The following is a 21,931-nucleotide window of genomic DNA, read 5'->3' on the forward strand; positions in this document are numbered from 1 at the left end:
GTACCGATGACCGAGGGGTAGTCGACAGGTCGAACCCCCGGTCTCCTGCCACGTGGGGAACCCGTACGTCCACCCCGGAAGGCCGTCGCCATGAAGTCCCTGCGTGATCTGAAGGTCGCCTCCAAGCTGTTCGCCGCGTTCGGGATCGTGTGCCTCCTGCTGGCCGCGGTGGTGGCCCTGGGCATCTCGCGACTGGGTTCGTCGCAGGCCAACCTGGACACCGTGTCGACCTCGGCCATGGCTTCCGTCCGGACCATCGGCGCGACCAAGAACGACTTCTCCGACACCCGCATCGACCTGCTCAACGCCGCCGTGGCCCCGGACGTGACCACCACCGACGCGGCGCTGGCGGCCATGAAGGACGACGACGCCGCCTACGACGCCTCCTGGGCGGCCTACCTGACGACCTCCCCGGCCGCCTCCGAGGCCGACCGCGCCAAGGTCCAGGACCTCATGGCCCAGTACCGCAGCACCCGCGAAGCCCTGGTTCCGCTCGCGCTCGCCAACGACGTGACGGGCTTCTACACCACCCGGGAGCGCACCTCCACCCCGGTGGTCACAGCCCTCAACGCCCAGCTCGACGTGATAGCCACCACCGAACAGGACGCCGCCAAGGCTCTGGCGGCCTCGGGTGGTCGCGACTACCGCACCGCCGTCACCCTGCTGCTGGTCATCGGTGCCCTCGCGCTGGTGATCGCCGTCGTCGTCGCCGTCGTCGTCGCCCGCTCCATCGCACGTCCCCTGGCTCGCACCCTCACCGTCGTCCTCGGCCTGGCCGACGGCCGCCTGGACCAGCGCGTGGGCATCGACACCAAGGACGAGGTCGGCGAGCTCGCCGGCGCCCTGGACACCACCATGGACAAGCTGACCGCGACGATGCGCGCCATCAACGCCTCGGCCGCGACCCTCGCCGCCTCCAGCGAGGAACTGACCACCGTCGCCACCCAGCTCTCCTCCGGCGCCGAGGAATCCGCCACCCAGACCCAGGTCGTCTCCGCCGCCACCGAAGAGATCTCCGCCAACATCGGCACCGTCGCCGCCGCCGGGGAGGAGATGACCGCCGCCATCCGCGAGATCGCCACCTCCACCGCCGAGGCCTCCTCGGTCTCCGCCGACGCCGTGTCCAGCGCGTCGCAGGCCTCGGAGATCCTGGACCGCCTCTCCGCCTCCTCCCGCGAGATCGGCGACGTCGTCAAGCTCATCACCTCCATCGCCGAGCAGACCAACCTCCTCGCCCTCAACGCCACCATCGAAGCCGCCCGCGCCGGGGAGATGGGCAAGGGCTTCGCCGTCGTCGCCGGGGAGGTGAAGGAACTGGCCCAGCAGACCGCTCGGGCCACCGAGTCCATCACCACCCGGGTGGCGGCCACCCAGGCTGACGCGACCGAGGCCGCGTTCGCCATCGGCGGCATCAGTGAGGTCATCGCCCGCATCGACGGGTTGCAGGCCACCATCGCGGCGGCGGTGGAGGAGCAGTCGGCGACGACGTCGGAGATGGTCCGCAACGTCACCGAGGTCTCCTCGGGGAGTCAGGAGATCGCGCTGAACATCTCCGGCATCGCCGCCGCGGCGGACCAGACCACGGCGGGGGCGACTCACACCGCCACCACCGCAGGTGAGGTCTCGCGCGCCGCGGTCGAGCTGAGCGGACTCGTGGCGGCGTTCACCCTTCCCCGCTGACCCACGCGGACGGGTTCCTACTGAGCCTGCGCCCGGCCCGGGGGTTTCGGCGCCGGAGGACCGGGGCGACCCCGGCCGACGCTGACCAGCGCGGCGCGCACGACGTCGAGCGCCTGCTCCGGGCTCAACCCCGACCCCAGGGCCCGTTCGACGAACCCCTCCGCCGCCCAGCGGACGTCCTCCTCGACGGTGACCTGCGCCGCGACGACCGTCCCCGTCCGTCGTCGTGACGTGACAGTCCCGGCCGCCTCGAGCTCGCGGTAGGCGCGTTGCACGGTGCCGACCGCGAGGCCGAGGTCCGCGGCGAACGTCCGGGCTGCGGGGAGGCGGTCGCCCTCGCGCAGGGCGCCGGTGGTGGCGAGCGTGGTGATCTGCTCGCGGATCTGCTCGTAGGCCGGGACCGCGGACTGGGTGTCGACGGACAGTTCCAGAGAACTCACGCCGTGGTGACACCCACCGCGACGGGGTTGCGGAGGCCACGGGCGGGAACGGCCAGCACGACGAGACCGACGAGGACGATGGACAGGCCGCCCAGGCCGAGGGGCTCGACGAGCCACTCCAACGGTCCGACGGGCATCGGCTGGTCCGCCGGATCGGGGTTGACCGTGAACTCCAGGCCGTAGACCGCGGCGAAGTGGGACCACAGCAGGACGAGGACCCCGGCGGTCGCGAGCAGAGCCGCGCTCGTGACCCGCACCACGCGGTGGGCGCTGGTGCGGCGGAGACCGTCGTCGACCCACGCGGGAGCCGTCGGCACGGCCGGCCGTGCCGGTACCCGGTGCAGGACAGCGCCGGTGACGACGATCGCGGTGAACGCCGCCACGAGCACCGGCAGGGCGATGGCGCCGCCGGGGAAGAGCCCGCCGGACGCCAACCCGTTCCCCCGCTCCCACACGTACTGCGACGACGCTCCGTTGACCACGATCCCGCCCACGCAGGCCGCGAGGACGACGGATCCCGCGAGAGCACCGAGGACGGTCAGGACCGGGGGAGCGCTGTCCCCGATCGACCGCGTGACGACCTTGGCGCTGCGCACCCGCCCGGTCGGCCGGGGGTGAGTGGTCTCGTGCAGGTAGGCCACCACCGCGTGGAGGGCGGCTCCGACGAGCGGTCCGGTCAGCACCAGGGCCGGGGAGTGCGAGAGGAGTCCGACGGCCACGACCACCACGGCGGTGCCCAGCCCGGTGGTGACGCCCACGACGGACGACCGTGCGTCCCGGAGGCGGGCCTCGGCAGCCGGGAGCGGTAGCTCCCAGGGGTGTGCGGCCCGGCGCACGGACACGAGGGCCGCGGCGGCACCTCCCAGCAGGACGATCAACGGCACGAACACGACGAGCCCACCGAACACGGATGCCTCCCGAACTCAATGAATCAACTCATTGAGTCAATCACATCGCGAGGGATTCCGGGGTCTCTTCGCGCGACGAACTCAGCAGCCAGTCGCCCACCTCCGCGTGCAGGGCTCGCTTCACCTCCGCCGGGGCCCGCGAGGCGCTGATCGACGCCTTCGCGAGCCCGGCCAGCCCCTCGTCGTCGAACCCGTGGTCCTCCCGCGCGCTGCGGTACTGCGCGGCGAGGCGGGGCCCGAAGAGCAGCGGGTCGTCGGCCCCGAGCGCCACCGTGGCTCCGGCGGACACCAGCTGCCGCAACGGAACCCGCTCGAGGTCGGGGTACACCCCGAGGGAGACGTTGCTCGTCGGGCAGACCTCGAGGGCCACCCCGGCCGCGATGACCCGGTCCAGCACCGCCGGGTCCTCGCCGCTGCGGACGCCGTGGCCGAGCCGGTCCGGGTGCAGCTCCCGCAGGGTCTGCGCGACGTGGTCGGGGCCCAGGAGCTCGCCGGAGTGCGGGACGCAGGCGAGCCCGGCGTCGCGGGCGATGTCGAAGGCCCCGGCGAACTCCGAGGTGTCCCCCCGCCGTTCGTCGTTGGACAGCCCGAACCCGACGACCGTGCCCGGCCCGTCGCCGGCGTGGCGGGCGGCCAGTCGGGCCAGGGTCCGCGCGTCCAGCGGGTGGCGGATCCGGCTCGCGGCGACGACGACGGCCACCGCGGTCCCGGTCAGCGCGGTCGCGTCGCGGGCGGCCTCGAGGACGATCTCCAGCGCCGGGGTGATCCCGCCGACGTGTACGGCGTAGGAGGTCGGGTCCACCTGCAGCTCCAGCCACCGCGACCCCTCGGCCGCGTCGTCGGCGGCGGCCTCCAGCACGATCCGGCGCATGTCGTCCGCGGTCCGGACGCAGGCGCGGGCGGCGTCGTAGAGCCGTTGGAAGCGGAACCAGCCGCGTTCGTCGGGGGAGAGGGTGATCATCGAGGACGAGCTCAGCTGGGTGGGCAGCCGGATCCGGTGGCGCTCGGCCAGGTCGAGCAGGGTCTGGGGGCGCATCGACCCGGTGAAGTGCAGGTGCAGGTGCGCCTTGGGCAGGGACTCGACCGTGCGTGTCACGCTCCGTGAGTCTGCCAGGACGAACCGCCATCCGTCCTGGTCAGGGGGTCCTCACGGTGGTGGCAGCAGCCCACGCTGGGTCGCGATCGTCACGGCGTGGGTGCGGTCGTCCACGCCGAGCTTCGCGAAGGTCCGCAGCAGGTGCGTCTTGACCGTCGCCTCCCCGATGAAGAGCTCCCGGCCGATCTCGGCGTTCGTCGACCCGCGCGACACCGAGCCCAGGACCTGCAGCTCCCGCGGGGTCAGCGACTCCTGGACGGACCCCCGCAAGCGCGCCCTCCACTTCGCCGCGACCGGCGGGGCCAGCACGGTCTCACCCCGCGACGCAGCGCGGACGGCGTCGAGGAGCTGGGCCAGCGGGGTGTCCTTGAGCAGGTAGCCGGTCGCCCCGGCCTCGACGGCCCGGACGATGTCGGCGTCGGTCTCGTACGTCGTCAGCACGAGCACGTGGACCTCCGGGTGGGCGCGCCGGATCTCCGCCGTGGCCGTGGCGCCGTCCACGACGGGCATCCGCAGGTCCATCAGCACGACGTCCGGTCGCAGTCTCGCCACGGCATCGAGGGCTTCCCGACCGTCCGCGGCGCCGCCGACGACCTCGAGGTCGTCGGCCGTCGCGAGCAGCCCCTCGATGCCCCCGCGCACGACGGGGTGGTCGTCGACCACGAGCACCCGCACCGACCTCACGCCGGGACCTCCACCGGCACGGCGACCAGCAACCGGGTACCGCCACCGGGTTCGCCGACGACCTCGAACACCCCGCCGGCCTCCTCGACCCGGCGTCGCATGCCGGCGAGGCCGAAACCGCTCGCGGCGACCACGTCCTGCTCGGTGATCCCCACCCCGTCGTCGTGCACCTCCAGCGTGGCCGTGCCGTCCGCGTTGACGAGGTGCACCTGGACCCTGCGCGCCCCGGCGTGCTTGCGCACGTTGCCCAACGCCTCCTGCGCAGCCCGCAGCAGCACGACCTGACGGCCCGCGGACAACCCCCGGAGGTCCTCCGCCACGACCACGTCCACGGCCACACCGCTCTCCCGGGACACCCGCTCGGCGAGACGGTGCAGCGCCTCGGCCAGCGTCGTGTCCTCGAGGTCGACCGGGCTCATCGCCGCCACCAGGGTCCGGGCCTCCGCCAGCCCCGCCCGCGCGGAACCCTCGATCAGTTCCAGCTGCGCACGGGTCGGGCCCGGCGGGGCGGTCGCGGCGGTCGACTGGGCCAGCAGCACGATGCCGGTGAACCCCTGGGCGAGGGTGTCGTGGATGTCGGCGGCCAGCCGGGCCCGCTCGGCGGCGACTCCCGCCGCGTGGTGCGCCGCGGCCAGTTCCGCCCGGGTGCTCTCGAGCTCGGTGATGAGCGCTGCCCGTTCCTCGCTCTGCGAGACGACCTGCCAGATCCAGATCCCGAGGACGCACGTGAAGGCGGTGCTGACGAGCATCGACACCGCGATGTCGACCGTGCGCGCCGAGTCGCCGTAGCCCAGGGTCATCCCGGTCAGGCCGGCCAGTGCGACAGCCACCGTCCACAGCGTGCCCTCGCGGCGGGAGCCGGTGAGGAACCAGGTCTGCGGGAAGGCGACGAAGAGCAGGAAGCTCAGCGTCGGGGCGCCGGTCAGGGCGACGGTGAGACCCACGACCAGCACGGCGAGGTAGATCCGCGAGCGCCGGTCCCGCACGCGGGCCGCCCGGGGCCCGAGCAGCACGTACGTCAGCGCGACGACCCCCACCGCGACGGCGGCGCGGAGCCGGTGCTCGTCGTCGCCGATCAGCAGCACCAGGGCGGCGATGACCACGAACAGGCCGAAGGCGGCGTGCCAGCCGGGCACGCTGCGCACCCACCACGAGGTGGTCGCGGGGTTCCTGCTCACCGGCCAGCGCTCCTGAGGTGTCCCCACCCGGTCATCGTGCCCGCTCACCGGTCCTTGCGGGTCCAGCGGAAGGACCGCAGGCACAGGAGCAGGCCCAGCACGACCCAGGCGGCCATGATCAGCGCTCCCGTTCCCAGTCCCCAGCTCCCGCCCGGTTCCGCCGCCGCGGCGCTCTCCGGCAGCAGCGCCGCCCGCAGGCCCTGGGCCATCCACTTCAGCGGGAAGACCTCCGCGACGGCGAGCATCCAGCCCGGCAGCGACGCGAGCGTGAAGAAGACCCCCGAGAAGAACTGCAGCACGATGACCACCGGGGCCGTCACCGCGGTCGCCGACCGGGCCGAGGCCGGGACGGCCGAGAACGCCACGCCCAGCACCGTGCCGGCCACCGTCCCCAGCGCGAACACCCACCCGAACCGGGCCCAGTGCGTCAGGTCGCCCGGCCACGGCACGCCGTAACCGACCCGGGCCACCACCAGCAGCAGGGCCACCTGGACGATCGAGGTGGTCAGCACCATCCCGACCTTGCCCAGGACGTAGGCCAGCGCGGGGACGGCCATGCCCCGCAAGCGCTTCAGGGTGCCGTCGTCGCGTTCGCCCGCGATGCCGACGGCGAGGCTCTGGAAGCTCGTGAGCATGATCCCGGTCGCGACGATGCCGGCCAGGAAGTAGTGCGAGAACGGCGTCCCGTCGGGCAGTTCCTGGCCGCCGAAGATCGACCCGAAGATGACCAGCATGACGATCGGATAGGCGAAGACGAAGGCCATCGCGTCGCGCTCGCGGACGAACTGCCGGATCTCCAGGCCGGTGCGCGCCAGTGCGATGCGGGCCGTCGAGGGGCGACCGTGGACGCTGCCGACCCGGAGCCGGCCGGCGCAAACCTCGGGGGCGCTCACCGCCGGACCCCGTCCACGAGGGCCAGGTAGGCGTCCTCCAGCGTGGGCCGGTGGACCTCCAGACCGGGCAGCTCGCCGTCGACGAGGAGCTCGGGGCGCGCCAGCAGGTGCCGCACCAGGTCGCCGGGCCGGTCGGTGCGCTCGACCCGTGCGGATCCCGACTCGCTCCAGTGCACCGTCGCCCCCAGTCGCAACCGTCCGCCGAGGGTGGACGGGGTGGAGGTCTCCACCACCCGACCGCCCACGACGACGGCGACGCGGTCGGCCAGCGCGGCGGCCTCGTCGAGGTAGTGGGTGGTCAGCAGGATCGTCGTGCCCTCGGCCTGAACACCGCGGACGAGGTCCCAGAAGTGGCGTCGCGCCTCGGGGTCGAAACCCGTCGTGGGCTCGTCCAGGAAGAGCAGCTCGGGGCGGCCGAGGATGCCCAGCGCGACGTCGAGCCGTCGGCGCTGCCCGCCGGAGAGGGCTCGGATCCGTTGCCGTGCAGAGCCTTCGAGTCCGACGAGGGCGATGACCTCGTCGGGGTCCCGGGCGTCGAGGTGGTAGAGGGCGAAGTGGCGCACGGCCTCGCGCACCGAGAGGTCGGCGGCGTCGGTCGCCTCCTGCAGCACGATGCCGAGCCGTGCCCGCCAGGCGAGGCCGGCGGTGGCCGGGTCCTTGCCGAGGACGTCGACCTCACCGCCGTCGCGCGAGCGGTGCCCCTCGAGGACCTCGATGGTGCTCGTCTTGCCGGCCCCGTTCGGGCCGAGCAGGGCCACGCACTCGCCGGGATCGACGTCGAGGTCGATCCCGGCGAGGGCGAGCGTGCCGTTGGGGTAGCGCTTGGTGAGTCCGCGGACTCGGACGGCGGGCAGGGGGTTCACCCCCCGAGGGTGACGGCTCGAGCGTCCCCGCGGGTCCACCGGACGGTGTACCCGCGCTCAGCGCACCTCGGCGAGGAGGGCCTGGATGCGCTCGACCCCGGTCACGAGGTCGGCGTCGGCGAGGGCGTAGGACAGGCGCAGGAACCCGCTCGGACCGAACGCCTCACCCGGGACGACGGCCACCTCGGCCTCGCTGAGGATGAGTTCGGCCAGCACGGCGGACGAGGTGATCTCGGTGCCCCGCAACGTCTTCCCGATCAGGTCCTCGACGCTGGGGTAGGCGTAGAACGCGCCCTGCGGCAGGGGGCAGCGCACGCCCTCGATCGCGTCGAGCATCCGCACCATCGTCGTGCGACGTCGGTCGAAGGCCTCCCGCATCGCGGCGACGGCGGTCAGGTCACCGGTGAGCGCCTGGACGGCTGCGCGCTGCGACACGTTCGCGACGTTGGAGGACAGGTGCGACTGCAGGTTCGCGGCGCCCTTGACCACGTCGGGCGGCCCGATCAGCCAGCCCACGCGCCAGCCCGTCATGGCGTAGGTCTTCGCGACCCCGTTGACGACGATGCAGGTGTCGGCGAGCTCGGGGACCTCCACGGGCATCGAGGCGGCGCGCACGCCGTCGTAGACGAGGTGCTCGTAGATCTCGTCGCTGACGACCCAGACGCCGTGTTCGAGGGCCCAGTGACCGATCGCGCGGACCTCCTCCGGGGAGTAGACCGCGCCGGTCGGGTTCGAGGGGGAGCAGAACAGCAGCGCCTTGGTGCGGGGCGTGCGGGCCGCCTCGAGCTGGTCGACGGTCACCTTGTAGCCCTGCTCCAGGCCGGCGAAGACCTCCACGGCGACCCCGCCGGCGAGGCGCGCGGCCTCGGGGTAGGTCGTCCAGTACGGCGCCGGCAGCAGCAGCTCGTCACCCGGGTCGAGGATCGCGGCGAAGGCCTCGTAGACGGCCTGCTTGCCACCGTTGGTCACCAGGACCTGGGCGGGGGAGACCTGGTAGCCGGAGTCGCGCGCCGTCTTGGCCGCGATCGCCTCCCGCAGGACGGGCAGCCCGCCGGCGGGGGTGTAGCGGTGGTTGGCCGGGTCGGTGCAGGCGGCGACGGCGGCGTCGACGATGGCCTGCGGGGTGGGGAAGTCCGGCTCGCCCGCGCCGAAGCCGATGACCGGGCGACCGGCGGCCTTCAGCGCCTTCGCCTTGGCGTCCACGGCGAGGGTCGCGGACTCGGCGATGCCCGCGATGCGGGCCGAGACGCGGTGGCGCGCACCGGTGGGGGCCGTGCCGGGCGGAGGACTCGTCTGGGCGGTCACGCAGGTCATCCTTCCACCCCTCGGCGTGCGGCCGTGGAGCCTCGGAGCCCGGACGGGTTCGACGGTGAGCCCCGGCGTCACCTATGGTGGTCGTGGCGGTTCTCGAACCGTCGAGGTTTCGCACGCCCTCCGGGGCGGCGCAGCCGTTCAGGGCAGTGGCGCAATTGGTAGCGCACCGGTCTCCAAAACCGGCGGTTGTGGGTTCGAGTCCCTCCTGCCCTGCGAGCACCACCCGTGCTCCCGGTCCTCCGGGAGGCACGTCCGTACGTGAGCGACACACGACAGAAGCGGGGCAGCGCGAGGTGAGCCAGACGACGAAGGCCACGGCGGAACCCGCCGAGGCCAAGAAGCGCAACGGTCTCCTGCTGTTCCTGCGTCAGGTCATCGAAGAGCTGCGCAAGGTCGTCTGGCCCACCCGCCGGGACCTGCTGAGCTACACCGGAGTCGTGCTCGTCTTCGTCGTGGTGATGATGCTCTTCGTGTCCGCGCTGGACTACGGCATCGGCAAGCTCGTCCTGCTGGTGTTCGGGTCCTGACGAACGTCAGCGCGCGCCAGCCTGGTGCGTTGCGAGTCCCGATCCCGAAGGAAGCAGGTCAGCACGTGTCGGAGCAGTGGGGTCCCTCGGACGACGACAAGTCGGACGAGCAGTACATCGCGACCCAGACCTACGACGCCGCGGACGTCCAGGCGGACGCCGAGGCCGACGTGGAAGCCGACGCCGAGCAGGCCGCGGACACCCCCGACGAACCGGTCGCCGACGCGATCGGTGCCGTCGAGGGCGACGAGGGCGACGAGGGTGACGAGGCCGGCGACCTGAACGCCGAGGTCGAGGACGTCGCGGAACCGGTCGGGGGCGAGTCGCCTGACGGTGCGTCCGTGGACGCCGAGGGCGCAGAGGTCGAGGTCACCGAAGGCGAGGCTGCCGGAGGTCTCGACGCCGGTGAGGGCGAGGTCGACGAGGTCGAGGAGTTCCGCAAGAAGCTCCGTCGTGCACCCGGTGAGTGGTTCGTCATCCACTCCTACGCCGGCTACGAGAACCGCGTGAAGACCAACCTCGAGACCCGCATGACCTCCCTCAACATGGAGGACTACATCTTCCAGGTCGAGGTGCCCATGGAAGAGGTCGTCGAGGTCAAGAACGGCACCCGCAAGAACGTGCGCCGCGTCCGGATCCCCGGCTACGTCCTCGTCCGCATGGACCTGACCGACGAGTCGTGGGGCGCCGTCCGGCACACCCCGGGGGTCACCGGTTTCGTGGGCAACACCCACCAGCCGGTCCCGCTGTCCAACGACGAGATCTTCTCCATGCTCGCGCCGACGTTGCCGTCCAGCGAGAAGGCCGGCGAGAAGAGCGCCGGTGGTGGCGCCGCCGCCGCCCCGACGAAGACCGTCGACTTCGAGGTCGGCGAATCGGTCACCGTCATGGAAGGCCCCTTCGAGACCCTCCCCGCGACGATCTCCGAGATCTCCACCGACCGCGCGAAGCTCACGGTGCTGGTCTCGATCTTCGGCCGCGAGACGCCGGTCGAGCTGAACTTCAACCAGGTCGCCAAGATCTGACGCACTGCTCTCCCGCGAGACGCCCTCACCCCGAGCCGGGGTGGGGGCGTCTCGTTTTGGGGGCAGGGGGAGTCCTCCCGTAGACTGATCGACGGCCACAACACGTCGTCGCCCGAACCGCGGGCACCGAACGGCCGTCACGCATCCGAGGAAGGGATCGCTCATGCCCCCCAAGAAGAAGGTCTCCGGGCTCATCAAGCTCCAGATCAAGGCCGGCCAGGCGACCCCGGCCCCGCCGATCGGGCCCGCGCTCGGTCAGCACGGCGTGAACATCATGGAGTTCTGCAAGGCGTACAACGCGCAGACCGAGTCCCAGCGCGGCAACGTCATCCCGGTCGAGATCACGGTCTACGAGGACCGCTCGTTCACCTTCATCACCAAGACCCCGCCGGCCGCCGAGCTCATCAAGAAGGCTGCGGGCGTGGAGAAGGGCTCCGGCGAGCCCCACGTGAAGAAGGTCGCGAACCTCACCAACGCCCAGGTGCGTTCGATCGCGGAGCAGAAGCTGCAGGACCTCAACGCCAAGGACGTCGACATGGCCGCTCGCATCATCGCGGGCACCGCTCGGTCCATGGGCATCACCGTCTCCGACTGAGCTGTCGCACCCGACACCCAGCGGTAGTTCCAGTGGCAGGGCCGCGCGCGGTCCGTTCGACCACGACCCTCAACGATCCAGAGGAGCAGAAGTGAAGCGCAGCAAGGGTTACAAGGCCGCAGCCGAGAAGATCGACTTCGACGAGCTGTACGCACCGCTCGACGCCGTCAAGCTCGCCCGCGAGACGTCGCTGGTGAAGTACGACGCCACCGTCGAGGTCGCGTTCCGCCTCGGTGTGGACCCCCGCAAGGCCGACCAGATGGTCCGCGGCACCGTCAACCTGCCGCACGGCACCGGCAAGACCGCCCGCGTGCTGGTCTTCGCCGTCGGTGACCGCGCCGCGCAGGCCGAGGCCGCCGGCGCCGACATCGTCGGTGGCGACGAGCTCATCGACGAGGTCGCCAAGGGGCGCCTCGACTTCGACGCCGCCGTCGCGACCCCGGACCTCATGGGCAAGGTCGGTCGTCTGGGCAAGGTGCTGGGCCCCCGTGGTCTGATGCCGAACCCGAAGACCGGCACCGTGACCATGGACGTCGCCAAGGCCGTCACGGAGATCAAGGGCGGGAAGATCGAGTTCCGCACCGACAAGCACGCCAACCTGCACTTCGTCATCGGCAAGGCGAGCTTCGACGACACCCAGCTCGTCGAGAACTACTCCGCCGCGCTCGACGAGGTGCTGCGCCTCAAGCCGTCCTCCTCCAAGGGCCGCTACCTGCGCAAGGCCACCATCACCACCACGATGGGCCCGGGCGTGCCGGTCGACCCCGCGCTGACCCGCAACCTCACCGGGGAGGCGACCGTCAACTGACGCGTCGCTGAACCACCCCGCAGGGGCGGGATCCCGTTCCGGGGTCCCGCCCCTGCGTCGTGCGGTCAGGACCACCCGTCCACGGCGTGTAGTCTTGTCCAGTACCGAAGACCGCCGGTCGCTACCCACACCTCTGGTGCAGAACCTCTGGTGCTGGTAGCTGAAGGCCCCGCAGTGCGGGCGACCTGCGCAGGTGAGCAAGAGCTTCGATCGTGGCCCTGGTGGCCGCCCTCCGACGCCCCGCGCACCTGCGCCGGGGCGTTTCGTGCTTTCGGGGTCGACCGGTTTCCCCCGAGACGAGGAAGGAGGGCACACATGCCGAAGCCCAGGAACATCGCCGCCGTGAAGCAACTCACGGCTCTGTTCCAGGAGTCCAACGCCGCGGTGCTCACCGAGTACCGGGGGTTGTCCGTCGCGCAGCTCACGAACCTGCGGACGGCGCTGGGTCCTGACACGACCTACGCGGTCCTGAAGAACACGCTGACCAGCATCGCCGCGAAGGAGGCCGGAGTCACGGCCTTCGAGGGGCAGCTGTCCGGCCCCTCCGCGATCGCCTTCATCACCGGTGACCCGGTGGAGGCGGCCAAGGGTCTGCGTGACTTCGCCAAGGCCAACCCCCAGCTGATCGTCAAGAGCGGCGTGCTCGACGGCCGCGCGATCAGCGCCGACGACGTCAAGGCCCTGGCCGACCTGGAGTCCCGCGAGGTTCTCCTCTCCAAGGTCGCCGGTGTCCTCAAGGCCACCCAGTCGAAGGCCGCGTCGCTGTTCCAGGCGCCGCTGTCCAAGACCGTCCGCACCGTGGAAGCGTTGCGGGAGAAGCAGGCTGCGGGCGCCCCCGCAGAGGCTGCTGCGGACGAGGCCCCCGTGGCCGAGACCGTGGACGCCTGAGCTCCCAGCTCCCACCCCCCTGCCCGCGCAGCGAACCGCGGGACCCACACACTCAGGAAGGACCGCCCTCATGGCGAAGCTCAGCACCGACGAGCTGCTCGACGCGTTCAAGGAACTCACCCTCATCGAGCTCTCCGAGTTCGTGAAGAAGTTCGAGGAGACCTTCGACGTCACCGCCGCCGCCCCCGTGGCGATGGCCGGTGGCCCGGTCGCCGGCGCGCCGGCCGAGGCTGCTGAAGAGCAGTCCGAGTTCGACGTCATCCTCGAGGCCGCTGGTGACAAGAAGATCGGTGTCATCAAGGAGGTCCGCGCGCTGACCTCCCTCGGCCTCAAGGAGGCCAAGGACCTCGTCGACGGTGCCCCCAAGCCCGTCCTCGAGAAGGTCGCCAAGGACGCTGCCGAGAAGGCCAAGGCCCAGCTCGAAGCCGCTGGCGCCACCGTCACCCTCAAGTGACCCCCGCCCGGGGCTGACCCGGGTCGCTACGCCCCAGGGGCGGTCGGACCTCGGTCCGGCCGCCCCTGCGGCGTTCCCGGACGACTTCCGGGGCCGGTTCGGCGAGTTGCCCACACGCCCGGGGGGTCGCCTTGACGCGGACGCGTCGGGGGGACATCCTCATCTCGGTCGTCAACACGACCGCCTGCTCGTCCCGACACCGTCGTCGGGGCCGACGTCGCCGTCGGGGGGCTCGCGGTCACCGGCGCGCGGCGCCCGGATCGCCAGATCCGGGGGTTGGACAGTCGTGCCCATCGGGGGTACTCTGCTGTTTTGCGCTGCCCAGAGTCATATAGCCGGTCGTCGCCGTGGGAACGACCGAGCGGGGCGGGTAGTGCACAGAGTTCGCAGGCCCGTGGAAGGACCACTCTTGGCTGCCTCGCTTCCAGCGTCCGCACCGAACCGCACGTACATCGGCAACAAGGCACCGCGCACGATCTCCGGTCGATACTCCTTCGGCAAGATCCACGAACCACTGGAGGTCCCCGACCTCCTCGCGCTCCAGACGGACAGCTTCGACTGGCTGCTCGGCAACAAGCGTTGGCAGGACCGGGTCGAGGCCTCCACCAACGGTGGGCTCGCCGTCCCGACGACCTCCGGTCTGGAGGAGATCTTCGAAGAGATCTCCCCGATCGAGGACTTCTCGGGCTCCATGTCGCTGTCGTTCCGCGACCACCGCTTCGAGCCGCCGAAGTACTCCCTCGACGACTGCAAGGAGCGCGACCTCACCTACTCCGCGCCCCTGTTCGTCACGGCGGAGTTCATCAACGGCAACACCGGTGAGATCAAGTCGCAGACCGTCTTCATGGGTGACTTCCCGCTCATGACCGAGCGCGGCACCTTCGTCATCAACGGCACCGAGCGCGTCGTCGTGTCGCAGCTGGTCCGTTCGCCGGGCATCTACTTCGAGCGCGTGCCGGACAAGACGTCCGACCGCGACACCTGGACCGCGAAGATCATCCCTTCGCGCGGTGCCTGGCTCGAGTTCGAGATCGACAAGCGCGACACCGTCGGCGTCCGCGTCGACCGCAAGCGCAAGCAGTCGGTCACGGTCCTGATGAAGGCCCTGGGCTGGAGCGAGTCCCAGATCCGCGAGGAGTTCGCCGACTACGAGTCGATGATCTCCACGCTGGAGAAGGACCACACCTCGGGCGTCGAGGACGCGCTGCTGGACATCTACCGCAAGCTGCGCCCGGGTGAACCGCCGACGCAGGAGGCCGCGCGCAACCTGCTCGACAACCTGTACTTCAACCCCAAGCGCTACGACCTGGCCAAGGTCGGCCGCTACAAGGTCAACAAGAAGCTGGGCACCGAGGAGCCGCTGTCCGACAGCGTCCTCTCCGTCGACGACATCGTGCGCACCATCAAGTACCTGGTGAAGCTGCACGCCGGCGAGGTCACCATGCCGGGCGTCAAGAACGGGCAGCCCATCGAGGCGCGCGTCGAGGTCGACGACATCGACCACTTCGGCAACCGCCGTCTGCGCAGCGTCGGTGAGCTCATCCAGAACCAGGTCCGCACCGGCCTGTCCCGGATGGAGCGCGTCGTGCGCGAGCGCATGACGACCCAGGACGTCGAGGCGATCACGCCGCAGACGCTGATCAACATCCGTCCCGTCGTGGCCTCCATCAAGGAGTTCTTCGGGACGTCGCAGCTGTCGCAGTTCATGGACCAGACCAACCCGCTCGCGGGTCTGACCCACAAGCGTCGTCTCTCGGCGCTGGGCCCGGGCGGTCTCTCCCGTGAGCGCGCCGGCATGGAGGTCCGCGACGTCCACCCGTCGCACTACGGCCGCATGTGCCCGATCGAGACCCCGGAAGGCCCGAACATCGGCCTGATCGGTTCGCTCTCGTCCTACGGGCGCATCAACCCGTTCGGCTTCATCGAGACCCCGTACCGCAAGATCAAGGACGGGATCGTCTCCGACGAGGTCGAGTACCTCACCGCCGACGAGGAGGACGCCTTCGTCATCGCGCAGGCCAACGCCCCGCTCGACGAGGACTCCCGCTTCGCCGAGGCCCGCGTCCTGGTGCGCGCCAAGGGTGGTGAGACCGAGTTCGTCCCGCGCGACGAGGTCGACTACATGGACGTCGCCGCCCGGCAGATGGTCTCCGTCGCGACCGCGATGATCCCGTTCCTCGAGCACGACGACGCGAACCGCGCGCTCATGGGCGCGAACATGCAGCGTCAGGCCGTCCCGCTGGTCAAGTCCGAGGCGCCGCTGATCGGTACCGGCATGGAGTTCCGTGCCGCGGTCGACGCTGGTGACGTCGTGGTGGCCTCCAAGGCCGGTGTCGCGACGGACGTGTCCGCCGACATGATCACGACGACGAACGACGACGGCACCTCGACGACCTACAAGGTCGCGAAGTTCCGCCGCTCCAACCACGGCACCGCCTACAACCAGCAGGTCGTCATCAACGAGGGCGACCGCGTCGAGGTCGGGACGGTCCTCGCGGACGGTCCCTCGACCGAGGGCGGCGAGATGGCGCTCGGACGCAACCTGATGGTCGCGTTCATGCCGTGGGAGGGCCACAACTACGAGGACGCGATCATCCTGTCGCAGCGCCTCGTGCAGGACGACGTCCTCTCCTCGATCCACATCGAGGAGCACGAGGTCGACGCCCGCGACACCAAGCTCGGGCCCGAGGAGATCACGCGGGACATCCCGAACGTGGCCGAGGAGGTGCTGGCCGACCTCGACGAGCGCGGGATCATCCGCATCGGCGCCGAGGTCCGTGACGGCGACCTGCTCGTCGGCAAGGTCACGCCCAAGGGCGAGACCGAGCTCACCCCGGAGGAGCGCCTGCTGCGCGCCATCTTCGGCGAGAAGGCCCGTGAGGTCCGCGACACCTCGCTGAAGGTGCCCCACGGCGAGACCGGCACCGTCATCGGCGTCAAGGTCTTCGACCGCGACGAGGGCGACGAACTGCCCCCGGGCGTGAACCAGCTGGTCCGCGTCTACGTGGCGAACAAGCGCAAGATCACCGACGGTGACAAGCTCGCCGGTCGTCACGGCAACAAGGGCGTCATCTCGAAGATCCTCCCCGTCGAGGACATGCCCTTCCTCGAGGACGGCACGCCCGTCGACGTCATCCTCAACCCGCTCGGTGTCCCGTCCCGCATGAACGTGGGTCAGGTCCTCGAGCTCCACCTCGGCTGGATCGCCAGCCGCGGCTGGAAGATCGAGGGCGAACCGGACTGGGCGAAGCTCATCCCCGAGGAGATCCGCTCGGCCCCGGCCGGCTCCCGCATCGCGACCCCCGTCTTCGACGGTGCGCGCGAGGAGGAGATCACCGGTCTGCTCAGCTCGACCATCCCGACCCGGGACGGGGACCGTCTGGTCCAGGGCGACGGCAAGGCGCAGCTGTTCGACGGTCGCTCCGGGGAGCCCTTCCCGGAGCCGGTCGCGGTCGGCTACATGTACATCCTGAAGCTCCACCACCTGGTCGACGACAAGATCCACGCCCGTTCGACCGGTCCGTACTCGATGATCACCCAGCAGCCGCTGGGTGGTAAGGCGCAGTTCGGTGGACAGCGCTTCGGCGAGATGGAGGTCTGGGCCCTCGAGGCCTACGGCGCCGCCTACGCCCTGCAGGAGCTGCTGACGATCAAGTCCGACGACGTGCTCGGCCGCGTGAAGGTCTACGAGGCCATCGTCAAGGGCGAGAACATCCCCGAACCGGGCATCCCCGAGTCCTTCAAGGTGCTCATCAAGGAGATGCAGTCGCTCTGCCTGAACGTGGAGGTCCTCTCCTCCGACGGCATGGCCATCGAGATGCGCGACAGCGACGAGGACGTCTTCCGGGCGGCCGAGGAACTGGGCATCGACCTGGCCCGGCGCGAGCCCAGCAGCGTCGAAGAGGTCTGACGGGGTGCGGGCCGGGGGAGTACCCCCGGCCCGCCACCGCCGGACGAACGGAGCCCCTGAGGGGTTCCACGGACAGAGTCAGACCTCGGAACACACGACAGAAAGAAGATTCCGTTGCTCGACGTCAACTTCTTCGACGAGCTGCGCATCGGGCTTGCCACCGCGGACGACATCCGCACGTGGTCGCACGGTGAGGTCAAGAAGCCCGAAACCATCAACTACCGCACCCTGAAGCCCGAGAAGGACGGACTCTTCTGCGAGAAGATCTTCGGCCCCACCCGGGACTGGGAGTGCTACTGCGGCAAGTACAAGCGCGTCCGCTTCAAGGGCATCATCTGCGAACGCTGTGGTGTCGAGGTCACGCGCGCCAAGGTGCGTCGTGAGCGCATGGGCCACATCGAGCTCGCCGCTCCCGTCACCCACATCTGGTACTTCAAGGGTGTCCCGAGCCGTCTGGGCTACCTGCTCGACCTCGCGCCGAAGGACCTCGAGAAGGTCATCTACTTCGCCGCGTACATGATCACGTCGGTCGACGACGAGGGACGTCAGCGCGACTTCTCCTCGCTCGAGGCCCAGATCGAGGTCGAGAAGCGTGAGGTCGAGAACCGTCGCGACTCCGACGTCGAGACCCGCGCCAAGACGCTCGAGACCGACCTGGCCGAGCTCGAGGCCGAGGGCGCGAAGTCGGACGTGCGCCGCAAGGTGCGCGAGTCCGCCGAACGCGAGATGGCGCAGATCCGCCGTCGCGCCGACGCCGAGATCGACCGTCTGACCACGATCTGGGACCGCTTCCGCACCCTGAAGGTCCAGGACCTCGAGGGTGACGAGGTGCTCTACCGCGCCATGCGCGAGCGCTTCGGCCTGTACTTCGAGGGCGGCATGGGTGCGGCGGCGCTGCAGAAGCGTCTGCAGGACTTTGACCTCGAGGCCGAAGCCGAGTCCCTGCGCGAGACCATCGCCACCGGCAAGGGTCAGCGCAAGACGCGTGCGCTCAAGCGCCTCAAGGTCGTCTCGGCGTTCCTCACCACCCGGAACTCGCCCGAGGGCATGGTCCTCGACTGCGTCCCGGTCATCCCGCCGGACCTGCGCCCGATGGTGCAGCTCGACGGTGGCCGCTTCGCGACGTCGGACCTGAACGACCTCTACCGCCGCGTCATCAACCGCAACAACCGGTTGAAGCGCCTGCTCGACCTCGGGGCTCCCGAGATCATCGTGAACAACGAGAAGCGCATGCTGCAGGAGGCCGTCGACGCGCTGTTCGACAACGGTCGCCGCGGCCGGCCGGTGACCGGGCCGGGCAACCGCCCGTTGAAGTCGCTGTCCGACATGCTCAAGGGCAAGCAGGGCCGGTTCCGCCAGAACCTGCTCGGCAAGCGCGTCGACTACTCGGGCCGTTCGGTCATCGTCGTCGGCCCGCAGCTGAAGCTGCACCAGTGCGGTCTGCCCAAGCAGATGGCCCTGGAGCTCTTCAAGCCCTTCGTCATGAAGCGGCTCGTCGACCTCAGCCACGCGCAGAACATCAAGTCGGCCAAGCGCATGGTCGAGCGCGCCCGCCCGGTGGTCTGGGACGTCCTGTCCGAGGTCATCACCGAGCACCCCGTGCTGCTCAACCGTGCGCCCACGCTGCACCGCCTCGGCATCCAGGCCTTCGAGCCCCAGCTGGTCGAGGGCAAGGCCATCCAGATCCACCCGCTCGTCTGCACCGCGTTCAACGCGGACTTCGACGGTGACCAGATGGCCGTGCACGTGCCGCTGAGCGCGGAGGCGCAGGCCGAGGCCCGCATCCTCATGCTGTCGTCGAACAACATCCTCAAGCCGGCGGACGGTCGCCCGGTGACCATGCCCACCCAGGACATGATCATCGGTCTGTACCACCTGACCGCCGACCGGGACGACGTCGCCGGTGAAGGCCGTCAGTTCTCCTCGCTGGCCGAGGCGATCATGGCCTTCGACGGCAAGCAGATGAACCTCAACGCCAAGGTGCGCATCCGCCTCTCGGGTGTCGTCCCGACGGCGAACATGGCGCTGCCCGAGGGCTGGGAGCAGGGCCAGGACCTCGACGTGGAGACCACGCTGGGTCGGGCGCTGTTCAACGAGACGCTGCCCGTCGACTACGAGTACGTGAACGTCGTCGTGGACAAGAAGCAGCTCTCGACGATCGTCAACGACCTCGCCGAGCGCTACCCGAAGGTCCAGGTGGCGGCGACGCTGGACGCCCTCAAGGAGGCCGGTTTCCACTGGGCCACCCGGTCGGGCACCACCGTCTCCATCGCCGACGTCGTGACCCCGCCCAACAAGCAGGCGATCCTCGAGCGCTACGAGGCCAAGGCCGAGAAGGTCCAGCAGCAGTACGAGCGCGGTCTGATCACCGACGACGAGCGTCGCCAGGAGCTCATCGAGATCTGGACCCAGGCCACCAACGAGGTCGCGAAGGACCTCGAGGCGGCGATGCCGACGCACAACACGATCCACCGCATGGTGAGCTCGGGTGCGCGAGGCAACTGGATGCAGATGCGTCAGCTCGCCGGCATGCGTGGCCTGATGGCGAACCCGAAGGGCGAGATCATCCCCCGCCCGGTCAAGGCCTCGTTCCGCGAGGGCCTGACCGTGGGTGAGTTCTTCATCACCACGCACGGCGCCCGCAAGGGGCTGGCGGACACCGCGCTGCGGACCGCCGACTCCGGGTACCTGACCCGTCGTCTCGTCGACGTCTCCCAGGACGTCATCGTCCGTGAGGACGACTGCGGCACCTTCCGCGGTCTGGCCATGCCCATCGCGGAGAAGAACTCCGACGGCACCCTGCGTCGCCACGACGACGTCGAGACCAGCGTCTACGCACGCACGCTGGCCACCGACGTCACCGTCGACGGCGAGGTCGTGCTGCCGGCCGGTTCCGACCTCGGTGACGTGGTCATCGACGCCCTGGTCGCCCAGGGTGTCGAGAGCCTCAAGGTCCGCTCGGTGCTCACGTGCGAGTCGCGCGTCGGGACCTGCGCCCGTTGCTACGGCCGTTCGCTGGCCAGCGGCAAGCTCGTCGACATCGGCGAGGCCGTCGGCATCGTCGCGGCCCAGTCGATCGGCGAGCCCGGCACCCAGCTGACGATGCGTACCTTCCACACCGGTGGTGCCGCGTCCGAGGCCGGTGACATCACGCACGGTCTGCCGCGCGTGGTCGAACTCTTCGAGGCCCGTACCCCCAAGGGGAACGCGCCGATCTCCGAGGTGTCGGGACGCACCCGCATCGAGGACACCGACAAGGGGCGCAAGATCGTCGTGACCCCCGACGACGGTGCCGAAGAGGTCGAGTACCCCGTGACGCGTCGTCAGCGGCTCCTGGTCGAGGACGGCACGCACGTCGAGGTCGGGCAGAAGCTCGTCCAGGGTGCGGTCGACCCCAAGCAGGTGCTGCGCATCCTCGGCCCGCGCCGGGTGCAGATGCACCTGGTCGACGAGGTGCAGGAGGTCTACCGCTCCCAGGGCGTGTCGATCCACGACAAGCACATCGAGGTCATCGTCCGCCAGATGCTCAAGCGGGTGACGATCATCGAGCAGAACGGCTCCGAGCTGCTGCCCGGTGAGCTCGTCGAACGTGCGCGCTTCGAGGAGGAGAACCGTCGGGTCATGGCCGAGGGCGGTCAGCCGTCCTCCGGTCGTCCGGAGCTGATGGGGATCACGAAGGCGTCACTCGCGACGGACTCGTGGCTCTCCGCCGCCTCCTTCCAGGAGACGACGCGCGTCCTCACCAACGCCGCCATGGAGGGCAAGAGCGACCCGCTCCTGGGCCTCAAGGAGAACGTCATCATCGGCAAGCTCATCCCGGCCGGCACGGGGCTTCCCCGCTACCGCAACGTCCGGGTCGAGCCCACCGAGGAGGCCAAGGCGCAGATGTACTCGGTGCCCGGCTACGACGACGTGGACTACGCGCAGTTCGGTGTGGGCTCCGGCCAGGCCGTCCCGCTCGAGGAGTTCGACTACGGCTCCAGCGACTACCGCTGAGCAGTCCCACCGGGCCGTTCCCCTCCCCCCGCAGCGGGGGAGGGGAACGGCCCCTCGGTGGGGGCTGCCCGAGCGTCCCCCACCTCGTTTTGACCATCGCCAGACGCGGCGGGTAGTCTCGTGTCCGCTTGACACGAGCGCGCCCGCAGCCCGGTGACAGGACGTCACCACCGCGGGACCTCGACCGAACGACACGCCCGACCTCGTGGGTCGGCGGGGGTCGAGCGCCGCCCACGACGGGTAGCGCGTCCCGATGACATCAGCCGACACACAAGATCGAAAAAGACGGAGACAGGGTGCCCACCATCCAGCAGCTGGTCCGCAAGGGCCGGGAGGACAAGGTCGTCAAGACCAAGACGCCCGCCCTGAAGGGCAGCCCGCAGCGACGCGGCGTGTGCACGCGCGTGTACACAACGACCCCGAAGAAGCCGAACTCGGCTCTGCGCAAGGTCGCCCGCGTCAAGCTGACGAGCGGCATCGAGGTCACCGCCTACATCCCGGGCGTCGGCCACAACCTCCAGGAGCACTCGATGGTCCTGGTGCGTGGCGGTCGAGTGAAGGACCTCCCCGGTGTCCGCTACAAGATCGTCCGCGGGTCGCTCGACACGCAGGGCGTGAAGAACCGCAAGCAGGCCCGCAGCCGCTACGGCGCGAAGAAGGAGAAGAGCTGAC

18 protein-coding genes and 1 tRNA gene are annotated in these 21,931 nt (G+C 70.2%); 11 read left to right on the plus strand and 8 right to left on the minus strand.

Annotated elements, in window-relative coordinates; all coding sequences use genetic code 11:
• Positions 1 to 90 precede the first annotated feature (90 nt).
• Positions 91 to 1,680: a methyl-accepting chemotaxis protein gene (locus OG218_RS18110; RefSeq protein ID WP_328294624.1), complete on the plus strand. Its 1,590-nt coding sequence runs from the start codon at positions 91 to 93 to the stop codon at positions 1,678 to 1,680.
• A gap of 17 nt (positions 1,681 to 1,697) precedes the next feature.
• Here the strand turns inward: OG218_RS18110 and OG218_RS18115 are convergent, their stop codons facing one another.
• The 8 genes from OG218_RS18115 to OG218_RS18150 form a co-directional block, all read right to left on the minus strand.
• Positions 1,698 to 2,120: a GntR family transcriptional regulator gene (locus tag OG218_RS18115; protein WP_328294625.1), complete on the minus strand. Its 423-nt coding sequence runs from the start codon at positions 2,118 to 2,120 to the stop codon at positions 1,698 to 1,700.
• Positions 2,117 to 3,028 (minus strand): hypothetical protein, encoded by a 912-nt coding sequence (locus tag OG218_RS18120; RefSeq protein ID WP_328294626.1) that lies wholly within the window; start codon positions 3,026 to 3,028, stop codon positions 2,117 to 2,119. Before OG218_RS18120 ends, OG218_RS18115 begins: the two co-directional genes overlap by 4 nt.
• 40 nt (positions 3,029 to 3,068) lie before the next feature.
• Complete coding sequence (locus tag OG218_RS18125; protein ID WP_328294627.1) at positions 3,069 to 4,124, minus strand: adenosine deaminase; 1,056 nt, start codon at positions 4,122 to 4,124, stop codon at positions 3,069 to 3,071.
• A 51-nt stretch (positions 4,125 to 4,175) separates the two neighbouring features.
• Entirely contained in the window at positions 4,176 to 4,808 is a 633-nt protein-coding gene (locus OG218_RS18130; RefSeq protein ID WP_328294628.1) for a response regulator transcription factor, read from the minus strand.
• Positions 4,805 to 5,986: a sensor histidine kinase gene (locus OG218_RS18135; protein ID WP_328294629.1), complete on the minus strand. Its 1,182-nt coding sequence runs from the start codon at positions 5,984 to 5,986 to the stop codon at positions 4,805 to 4,807. Before OG218_RS18135 ends, OG218_RS18130 begins: the two co-directional genes overlap by 4 nt.
• A 44-nt stretch (positions 5,987 to 6,030) precedes the next feature.
• The gene (locus OG218_RS18140; RefSeq protein ID WP_328294630.1) at positions 6,031 to 6,879 is read right to left on the minus strand and encodes an ABC transporter permease; all 849 of its coding nucleotides are present in this window, start codon (positions 6,877 to 6,879) and stop codon (positions 6,031 to 6,033) included.
• Positions 6,876 to 7,733, minus strand: coding sequence for an ABC transporter ATP-binding protein (locus OG218_RS18145; RefSeq protein ID WP_442906525.1), 858 nt, complete (start codon positions 7,731 to 7,733; stop codon positions 6,876 to 6,878). The genes OG218_RS18140 and OG218_RS18145 overlap by 4 nt, the downstream gene beginning before the upstream one ends.
• Positions 7,734 to 7,799: 66 nt before the next feature.
• Positions 7,800 to 9,056: a pyridoxal phosphate-dependent aminotransferase gene (locus OG218_RS18150; protein WP_328294632.1), complete on the minus strand. Its 1,257-nt coding sequence runs from the start codon at positions 9,054 to 9,056 to the stop codon at positions 7,800 to 7,802.
• A 140-nt stretch (positions 9,057 to 9,196) separates the two neighbouring features.
• On the opposite strand from OG218_RS18150, the gene OG218_RS18155 reads away from it, so the two are divergent.
• From OG218_RS18155 to rpsL, 10 genes are all read left to right on the plus strand, one after another.
• Positions 9,197 to 9,269, plus strand: a tRNA-Trp gene (locus tag OG218_RS18155).
• A gap of 80 nt (positions 9,270 to 9,349) precedes the next feature.
• Positions 9,350 to 9,583, plus strand: a complete 234-nt coding sequence (secE, locus tag OG218_RS18160; protein WP_328294633.1) for a preprotein translocase subunit SecE — start codon at positions 9,350 to 9,352, stop codon at positions 9,581 to 9,583.
• A 65-nt stretch (positions 9,584 to 9,648) separates the two neighbouring features.
• Complete coding sequence (gene nusG / locus OG218_RS18165) at positions 9,649 to 10,608, plus strand: transcription termination/antitermination protein NusG (protein ID WP_328294634.1); 960 nt, start codon at positions 9,649 to 9,651, stop codon at positions 10,606 to 10,608.
• A gap of 163 nt (positions 10,609 to 10,771) precedes the next feature.
• Entirely contained in the window at positions 10,772 to 11,203 is a 432-nt protein-coding gene (gene rplK, locus OG218_RS18170; RefSeq protein WP_328294635.1) for a 50S ribosomal protein L11, read from the plus strand.
• A 91-nt stretch (positions 11,204 to 11,294) separates the two neighbouring features.
• Complete coding sequence (rplA, locus tag OG218_RS18175; protein WP_328294636.1) at positions 11,295 to 12,011, plus strand: 50S ribosomal protein L1; 717 nt, start codon at positions 11,295 to 11,297, stop codon at positions 12,009 to 12,011.
• A gap of 315 nt (positions 12,012 to 12,326) precedes the next feature.
• Positions 12,327 to 12,899 carry a 50S ribosomal protein L10 gene (rplJ, locus tag OG218_RS18180; protein WP_328294637.1) on the plus strand — a complete coding sequence of 191 codons (573 nt, stop codon included), beginning with the start codon at positions 12,327 to 12,329 and terminating at the stop codon, positions 12,897 to 12,899.
• Between the two features lie 70 nt (positions 12,900 to 12,969).
• Positions 12,970 to 13,353 carry a 50S ribosomal protein L7/L12 gene (gene rplL, locus OG218_RS18185; RefSeq protein WP_328294638.1) on the plus strand — a complete coding sequence of 128 codons (384 nt, stop codon included), beginning with the start codon at positions 12,970 to 12,972 and terminating at the stop codon, positions 13,351 to 13,353.
• Positions 13,354 to 13,762: 409 nt separating this feature from the next.
• Positions 13,763 to 17,263: a DNA-directed RNA polymerase subunit beta gene (gene rpoB / locus OG218_RS18190; RefSeq protein WP_328294639.1), complete on the plus strand. Its 3,501-nt coding sequence runs from the start codon at positions 13,763 to 13,765 to the stop codon at positions 17,261 to 17,263.
• A 114-nt stretch (positions 17,264 to 17,377) separates the two neighbouring features.
• Complete coding sequence (locus OG218_RS18195) at positions 17,378 to 21,259, plus strand: DNA-directed RNA polymerase subunit beta' (RefSeq protein ID WP_328294640.1); 3,882 nt, start codon at positions 17,378 to 17,380, stop codon at positions 21,257 to 21,259.
• Between the two features lie 296 nt (positions 21,260 to 21,555).
• Entirely contained in the window at positions 21,556 to 21,930 is a 375-nt protein-coding gene (gene rpsL, locus OG218_RS18200) for a 30S ribosomal protein S12 (RefSeq protein ID WP_012084987.1), read from the plus strand.
• The last annotated feature ends 1 nt before the right edge of the window (position 21,931 follow it).

Origin of the sequence: Kineococcus sp. NBC_00420 (assembly GCF_036021035.1) — a bacterium.
In the GTDB taxonomy this organism is placed as follows: domain Bacteria; phylum Actinomycetota; class Actinomycetes; order Actinomycetales; family Kineococcaceae; genus Kineococcus.

What these genes read in the sequence shown, in the direction of transcription:
- rplK (WP_328294635.1), top strand. Translation starts at nt 10,772, where the DNA reads ATGCCCCCCAAGAAGAAGGTCTCCGGGCTCATCAAGCTCCAGATCAAG.
- rplJ (WP_328294637.1), top strand. Translation starts at nt 12,327, where the DNA reads ATGCCGAAGCCCAGGAACATCGCCGCCGTGAAGCAACTCACGGCTCTG.
- OG218_RS18110 (WP_328294624.1), top strand. Translation starts at nt 91, where the DNA reads ATGAAGTCCCTGCGTGATCTGAAGGTCGCCTCCAAGCTGTTCGCCGCG.
- OG218_RS18150 (WP_328294632.1), bottom strand. Translation starts at nt 9,056, where the DNA reads ATGACCTGCGTGACCGCCCAGACGAGTCCTCCGCCCGGCACGGCCCCC.
- rplL (WP_328294638.1), top strand. Translation starts at nt 12,970, where the DNA reads ATGGCGAAGCTCAGCACCGACGAGCTGCTCGACGCGTTCAAGGAACTC.